At 68.4% G+C, this 7,694-nt stretch carries 5 protein-coding genes; all 5 read left to right on the forward strand.

Annotation, left to right across the window (positions count from 1 at the left end; genetic code table 11):
* On the forward strand, positions 1-1,302 hold a 1,302-nt coding region (gene tssL, locus AC0IY0_RS28475), incomplete at its 5' end, for a type VI secretion system protein TssL, long form (protein ID WP_471766428.1).
* Positions 1,303-1,401: 99 nt separating this feature from the next.
* Complete coding sequence (gene tssM / locus AC0IY0_RS28480; RefSeq protein ID WP_471766429.1) at positions 1,402-4,977, forward strand: type VI secretion system membrane subunit TssM; 3,576 nt, start codon at positions 1,402-1,404, stop codon at positions 4,975-4,977.
* A gap of 1 nt (position 4,978) precedes the next feature.
* Entirely contained in the window at positions 4,979-5,665 is a 687-nt protein-coding gene (tagF, locus tag AC0IY0_RS28485; RefSeq protein WP_471766430.1) for a type VI secretion system-associated protein TagF, read from the forward strand.
* Complete coding sequence (locus AC0IY0_RS28490; protein ID WP_471766431.1) at positions 5,652-6,497, forward strand: PP2C family protein-serine/threonine phosphatase; 846 nt, start codon at positions 5,652-5,654, stop codon at positions 6,495-6,497. The genes tagF and AC0IY0_RS28490 overlap by 14 nt, the downstream gene beginning before the upstream one ends.
* Complete coding sequence (locus tag AC0IY0_RS28495; protein ID WP_471766432.1) at positions 6,497-7,654, forward strand: serine/threonine-protein kinase; 1,158 nt, start codon at positions 6,497-6,499, stop codon at positions 7,652-7,654. Before AC0IY0_RS28490 ends, AC0IY0_RS28495 begins: the two co-directional genes overlap by 1 nt.
* Positions 7,655-7,694: the final 40 nt, after the last annotated feature.

Genomic DNA, 7,694 nt, shown 5'->3' on the forward strand with positions numbered 1-7,694 from the left:
TCCCCGCCCCGCCCGGCGCCCGCCCCGGACATCCAGGACGACTGGGCCACGCCAGCCCCAGGGGGCAACCGGCGGGCTCCGGACGACGGTCGCGCGCTCGTGTTGAAACGCGACGTCGTGGTGGCCCCGAATGCCAATCCGTTTCTGCGGGCATCGACGCCCCTACTACTGCTGCTCGGCCGGCTGCGGGTGCAACTCGCCACTGCCTCGTTCTCGAACCTGATGGAACAGGTCGCCGCTAGCATCGAGGATTTGGAACGGGACACCCGTGCCGCTGGTGCCTCGTCGGAGCAGGTCCGGGCTGCAAAGTATGTCGTCTGCGCAACCGCTGACGACATCGTTCAGAATATCCCGACCGATGAGCGCCACGTCTGGGCTCAGTACAGCATGTTGAGCCGGTTTTTCGGCGAGCGGTCCGGGGGGGTGCGGTTCTTTGACGAGCTCGATAAAGCCAAGCTTGATCCGGGTGGAAACTACTTCCTACTTGAGTTGATCCACGCCTGTCTCAGCATCGGCTTCCAGGGCATTCATCGGACCAGCGCCGGCGGAGCGGCGACTCTTCAGCAGATCCAGCGCAACCTGTATGAGCTTCTCCGCCGTACCCGCGGAGCGAGCCGGGAGGTTTCCCCCCATTGGCAGGGCCAGGCGATCGCGCCGGAAGCCCTGCGCTTCGAGATCCCGGTCTGGACGGTGGCGGCCGCCATCGGAGCCATCCTGCTCGGTCTGTTCCTGCTTCTGCGAGCCCTTCTGATCGGCAACGCCGAGGCGACCGCGACGGAGCTGGCTCAACTCCACCCGATGACCGAGGTCAGCATTCAGCGCCGGGTCTATTCGCCGCCCCCTCCCCCGCCGCCGCCGCCGCCACAAAGCCAAGCCGGCCGGCTTCAGGACGCCTTGAAGGCCGAGATCAACGACAGCGCGCTCACCGTCATCGAATCCGGCAACCAGGTCGTGCTGCGCCTCGCCGCGGCGTTGTTCCTGCCAGCCGACGCCGCCGTGAAGCCCACTTTCACCGGCCTGCTCCAGAGGTTGGCAGGGCTGCTTGAGAAAAGCGCGGGATCGATCAAGGTGGTTGGCCATACCGATGCGATCCCGATTAAGACGGTTCGCTTTCCCTCGAACTTCGTCCTGTCTGAGGCCCGGGCGAAGGCGGTCGCAGACATCCTCCGCACCGGCCTGTCGAAGCCGGACCGCGTCACGATCGAAGGCAAGGGAGCCGATGTCCCGCTCGCCAGCAACAAGACGCAGGAGGGCAGGGCTCGTAACCGGCGCGTCGACATCGTCGTCCCCCGCGAGAACTGAGGAGACCGTCGTGCCAAGCTTTGCCCGAAGCGGCTGGAGGTCCGGGGAGACCGCTCCGGGAACGGTCGGCCAGGCGGCGAGTGCCTGGATGCGGCGGACATGACGCTCCGGGCCTTGATGCGGTACGCCGCGCTCGCGGTCGGTGCCCTGTGCCTATCGATCCTGATCTGGTGGGTGGGGCCGCTCGTTGCAGTCGCCGAAGTGCGGCCGCTCGAATCGATTTGGGTGCGAGGCCTGCTGTGCGCCGTCATGGGCCTAGGCGCGACCGGCGCGATCGGATGGGACCTCTACAAGCGCGGGAAGGCCACGCGGGCGCTTCAGACGGAGATCGCCGGCAGCGCCGAGGAAACCGGGGACGGGGCGGTCCTCCGAGAGCGGATGAACGACGCCTTGGCAGCCCTGAAGAAGGCGCGGGGCGGGCGGGGCGGCAGCCTGTATGATCTGCCCTGGTACATCATCATCGGCCCGCCAGGCGCCGGCAAGACCACGGCGCTGGTCCATTCCGGCCTTAAGTTCCCCCTCGCTAAGGGGCGTACACCCGAAGCCGTGGCGGGTCTGGGAGGCACGCGCTACTGCGAATGGTGGTTCACAGAGGACGCCGTCCTGATCGACACGGCGGGTCGGTACACCACCCAGGACACCACGGCGAAAGCCGACCGGGCGAGCTGGCTGTCCTTCCTGGACCTGCTCCACCGCACCCGGCCCCGGCAGCCGATCAATGGCGTGCTGGTGGCGATCAGTCTGGAGGATCTGCTCACCGGCGGCCCGGAGGGTGTCGAGGCCCACGCCACGGTCGTCCGCGCGCGCCTCGGCGAATTGCACGAACGCCTCAAGGTCGACTTCCCCGTCTACGTGGTGTTCACCAAAGCGGACCTGATCGCGGGGTTTACGGAGTTCTTCGGCCAACTCACCGAGACCGAGCGCCAGATGGTCTGGGGCCACTCGTTCCAGACTGCGGAGAAGACCCGCAACATGGTCTCCGAAGTGCCGGCCGAGTTCGACGCGCTGGTCGAGCGTCTCAACGAGTGGGTGCCGGACCGCCTGCAGGACGAGATGGCGCCGGCGGCCCGGGTCGTCCTGTTCGGCTTCCCGAGTCAGATCGCGGCTATCCGGGGGCGCGTGGTCGACTTCCTCGGGAAGGTGTTCGAGCCAAGCCGGTTCACCGTGAACGCGACGCTGCGTGGGTTCTACTTCACCTCGGGCACGCAGGAGGGCACGCCGATCGATCAACTGATCGGCGCCCTCTCCCGCAGTTTCGGGTCGCAAAACGTCGCCAACGCGGCCTATTCAGGCCGGGGCCGGAGCTACTTTCTCACGGATCTCCTCCGCAAGGTCGTGATCGGCGAGGCGGGGTGGGTCTCCGTCAACCGGTCGGCACTCCGGCGGGCGAACATCCTGCGCATGGCCACATATGCCGGGCTCGCCCTCGTCGCCACCCTGCTGGTCGGCCTCTGGTGGACGAGCTTCCTGCGCAACAGCCAACTCGTCGCCTTCACGAACAGCCTTATGGGCAAGTACCGCACCGACGCCGCCGAGGTCCTGCGTGAGCCCGTGGTGGCGGACCGCAACTTCTCGAAGGTTCTGCCTCTCCTCAACGCCCTGCGGTACCTGCCGACGGGCTACGCGAGCCGGGACGAGGGCGACCCGATCCTGGCGAGCTTCGGCCTGAGCCAGAGGCCGCGTCTGCGCTCGGCGTCGGAGACGAGCTACCGCGCGGCCCTGGAGCGCATGTTCCGCCCCCGCCTGATCTTCCGCCTGGAGGAACAGCTTGAGGCCAACCGCTCCAACCCCGGATTCATCTACGAGGCGCTGAAAGTCTACCTGATGCTCGGCGGCCGCACCGAGGCGCCGCTCGACCGCAAGCTCGTCATCGGCTGGTTCAGGCGGGACTGGGCGGAGAACCTGTATCCCGGCGTGGGCTTCGCTCGTGGGCGACAGCTCTTGGAGGATCACCTCGCGGCGATGCTCGACCTCGACGACGGGAGCCAGCCCCTCGTCTCCGTGAACCAGTCCCTCGTTGAGGATTGCCAGCGCACCCTCGCCCGCCTCGGCATCGCCGAGCGGACCTACGAGCTTCTGAAATCCGAGGCGCGGACCGCCATGGCCCGCGACTGGACCGTACCGCGGGCCGCGGGGCCGGATGCCGGCCTCGTCTTCGAGGCCGCTAGCGGGGGCGATCTCGACAGCGTCCGGGTCCCGTTCTTCTTCACCTACGACGGGTTCCAAGAGGCCTTCCTCGACCGGTTCGGGGAGGCGCAGGACATCGCCGAGCGCGACCGCTGGGTGCTCGGCCCGGCCGGCGAGCAGCAGGCGGTGAGCAGTCAGTACGGCTCGCTCTTCCCCGACCTGCTGAAGCTTTACGGGCGGGACTTTCTGCAGAACTGGACCGGGACCCTCAAGCGGCTGAAACTGCGGTCCCTCACCACCGACAAGCCGCGCTACCTCGCCCTGCAGGCGATCGCGGCGCCGACCTCGCCCCTGCGGCAGATCCTCGAATCGATCCGCGAGGAGACGCGGCTGACGCGGGAGCGGCCCGCGCGCCCGACGGACCGGTTGAAGGCGGCGGCCGGCGCGGTGGTCAAGGCCGCCGAGCAGCGCCTCGGTCCCGCCGCGGGTTCCGCGCTCTCCGCAGCCGGTATGGCCTCCTCCGACCGCTTCAACGCCCCGGCAAACCAAGCGCCGGGCGCTGGCATCGAGGTGGCCTTCCGTCCGTTCCAAGTCCTGAGCGAGGGCGAGGCCGGCCGGCGGACCCTCGACACCCTCATAGCCGTCCTCAACGAGATCAAGAACGCGGCGTTGGAAGCAACGAACCCGAACCAGGCAGCGGTGGCCAACAACACCCTCGTGACGCAGACTGCGTCCTTGCGGGCGCTCGCCGCCCGGTTCCCCACGCCCTTCGAGGCGATGATCCGCCAGATCGCCAACGAGTTCGAGGGCAGCGCGACGGGCGAGGCGCTGGCACGGGTCGCCAAGGCCCTATCCGACGAGGTGATCCGCGACTGCAATCAGATCGCGGCGAACCGCTATCCCTTCGTCCCGGGCAGCGACCGCGACGTGCCATTGGCCGATTTCGCCAAGCTGTTTGGCCCCAACGGCGCCTTCGACAAGTTCTTCGCGCAGAACCTCGCCAGCCGGGTCGACCGGTCGCGTCCGCAATGGGGATGGCGCAGCGACGACACCATGGCCCGCGGAATGTCCGCTTTGACCTTGCGGGAGTTCCAGCGGGCCGCCGAGATCCGTGAGGCCTTCTTCTCCACCGGCGGGACGATGCCGGCGGTCACCTTCTCCGTGACGCCACTGACGCTCACGGGCGATGCCGGGCAAGCGAAACTCGACGTCAATGGAAGCATCGTCGTCATGCAGGGCGGCGTGGCGACGCCCGCGTCGATCCATTGGCCCGGCCCCGCGGTGCCGGAGCGCACGGTCCTGCAAATCGAGGGCGCCCCGAGCTTCTTCGGAACGTCGAGCGGGTCGGGCACCGTCGTGGAGAAGTCCGGGCCGTGGTCCCTCTTCCGCCTTCTCGATACGGGATCCATGCTCAAACAGGGGGATGCCGTGGTCGCGACCCTGAACGCGGGGTCGCGTCAGGTCTCGTACAAGTTCGGCGTCAACACGCTTCAGAACCCCCTCGCGCTGCCGGCCCTGCGCGAGTTCCGCTGTCCGGCAGGAATCTGACATGCCCTGCGGCCTGTTCGGCAAGCTTCCCGCCAAACGCGACTTCATCGCCCTCGCGGTGCCGCGCGCTGTATTGGCCGTCTGGGAGCCGTGGATTCAGGGCGGCATTACGGCGAGCCGGCTGGCTCTCGGCGGCGCCTGGACGAGCACCTACCTGCGGGCGCCGATCTGGCGGTTCTGGCTCGGGGCCGGTCTCACGGGCAGCCCCGTGCTCGGGGCCTTCATGCCGTCGGCGGACGGGATCGGGCGTTACTTTCCGTTGACCTTAGTCTGCCCCTCCGACCACCCAGAAGGGTTGAGCCCTCCGGAGGTAGAGCCGTTCGACGGCTGGTTCACGACGGCCGAGGCCTTCCTCCTCTCGACCCTGGCCGAGGGAGCGAGTTTCGAGGCGGTCGCGGCGGACCTCGCTGTCCTACCTGAGGCCGTGCCGTCCCGTCTGCCGGCTTCCGTCGCGGGCGCGCATCGGTTGTCGGGGGACGCGATCGTCGGCCGGATCGAGGGCAGCGACGTGCCCGCAGCCCTGACCCGGCTGCGCCCCCTAAGCCGCGCCGGGCTCCACGCGGACATGAGCTACTGGTGGACGCTGGGGGGCGAGGAGTTTCCCGCCTACGCCCTCGCCGCGCGGGGCCTGCCCGACCCACGTCTGTTCGCGGCGTTTCTCACGGGAGGGTTCGATGCCTCCGCCTGAGCCCGGTCCGGCCGTCACGGCGCTGCCGAAGGATCTCCTGCGTCTCGAGAGCGGCAGCATCAGCCACCCCGGCCTAAAGCGGACCGAGAACGAGGACCGATTCCTCCTGGCGCCGGAGATCGGCGTCTTCGCCGTCGCCGACGGCATGGGTGGGCACAAGGACGGATTGCTGGCGAGCACCACCGTCGTCAATGCGTTAGCCTCGATCGGCGCCGCGGTTTCCGCCGCGGACCTCATGGCCCGGCTCGAAGACCGGATCCTGCGCGCGAACGCCGAATTGCGGATCACGGGTCAGGCCCAGTCCTGCGTCATCGGCTCGACGGTGGCAGTACTGCTCCTGTTCGAACGGCATTACGCCTGCGTGTGGTCGGGCGATTCCCGGATCTATCGGGTCCGCGATGGTGCTATCGGGCAGCTCACCCGTGACCATACGGAGGGACGCGACCTCTTCGAACGGGGACTCCTCAGTGCAGCCGAGATGGAAACCTGGCCCCGCCGGCACGTGCTCACGCGCGCCGTCGGCGCCGACGACCGTCCCGAGATGGAGAGCGAGCATGGCATCGTGCTGCCGGGGGATGTCTTCGTGATCTGCTCGGACGGGTTGACCGGTCATGTCAGCGACGCCGATATCCTTTTGGCCGCCGGCACCTCGGCGCCGCAATGGGCGTGCGACGCCCTCCTCGACCTGACCCTAGAGCGCGGCGCCTCCGACAACGTCACGATCATCGTGATCCGCTGCGGCTACCAGGGCGACAGCCCTGAGACGCCGATCGCGAGGGCGGCGATGACCGTGATAGTTCCGGCCGGCACCGTCGCAGTGGGAGACGCCTGATGTCGGAGGACCGCACCGTCTTCAAGGCGCGGGCCGACGGGCGGGTCGGGGCCGGCACGCGCCTCAGCGACCTCTACGAAATCGATGCGCCCCTCGCCGTTGGCGGGATGGGCGAGGTATTCCGCGGCCACGCGATCGAGACCGGCGATGCGGTCGCCATCAAGGTTATGCGCCCGGAATTTGCGCAGAATGCCGACGCTCTAGCCTTGTTCCGCAAGGAAGCCTCGGCCCTGCACAACGTCCACCACGGCGCGGTGGTGCGTTACTACGTCTTCTCCATCGACCGACGGCTTGGACTGCCGTTCCTCGCGATGGAATATGTGGCCGGCGATTCCCTCGCCGACCGGCTCAAGCACGGTCCGCTCGACTACGACGAGGTCGATACCCTCCGGCGCCGGATCGCCGGTGGCCTCGCGGCAGCACATGAGGCCGGAATCGTCCACCGCGACGTGACGCCGGACAACATCATCCTGCCGGCCGGCGCCCCCGACCGGGCGAAGATCATCGATTTCGGCATCGCCCGGCTCGCCGAAACGAAGACGGTGATCGGGACGGGCTTCGCCGGTAAGTACGCGTATGCCTCCCCGGAGCAGTTCGGGCTTCAAGGTGGCGAGGTCACCCTTAGATCCGACATCTACAGCCTAGGCCTCGTCCTCGCGCAGGCGAGCCGCGGGCACGCCCTCGACATGGGTGAAGCGTACCCGGGCGTCATCGCCAAGCGCTCCGCGGTTCCAGACCTCACCGGGGTCGACGCCCGCCTGATCCCCCTCCTGAGCGCCATGCTACAGCCGGACCCCGGCCTGCGGCCACAGAGCATGCAGGAGATCGAGCGGTGGGGCGATCCGGTCACCCGCATGATTTTGAGACCCGATAGCCCGGCCCCCACGCGGAAACCGAAGCGGCGGCTCCCCGTCGCCATCGGCGCGGTGGCGCTCGCCCTCTCCGGCGGGGCCGGCGCCGTATTCTACTTCGGACAGATGACGCCGCCTCGGCCGCCGGAAACCGGGTCGCCGATCGATGAGACCAAGCCGTCCAAGGGTCCGTCACCGACCAGCGACGGACCGGGACTGCCTACGCCGCCCATCGACGTCACGCCGCCACCCTCCGAGCCGCCGATCTTCGCCCCGCCACTGCCGCCGCCGACCCTCCGCCCGTGATTGCGCCGATCGACCCCTGACTTTCCACTGCCACCACGAG

It is taken from the genome of Methylobacterium sp. AC315, assembly GCF_979253755.1.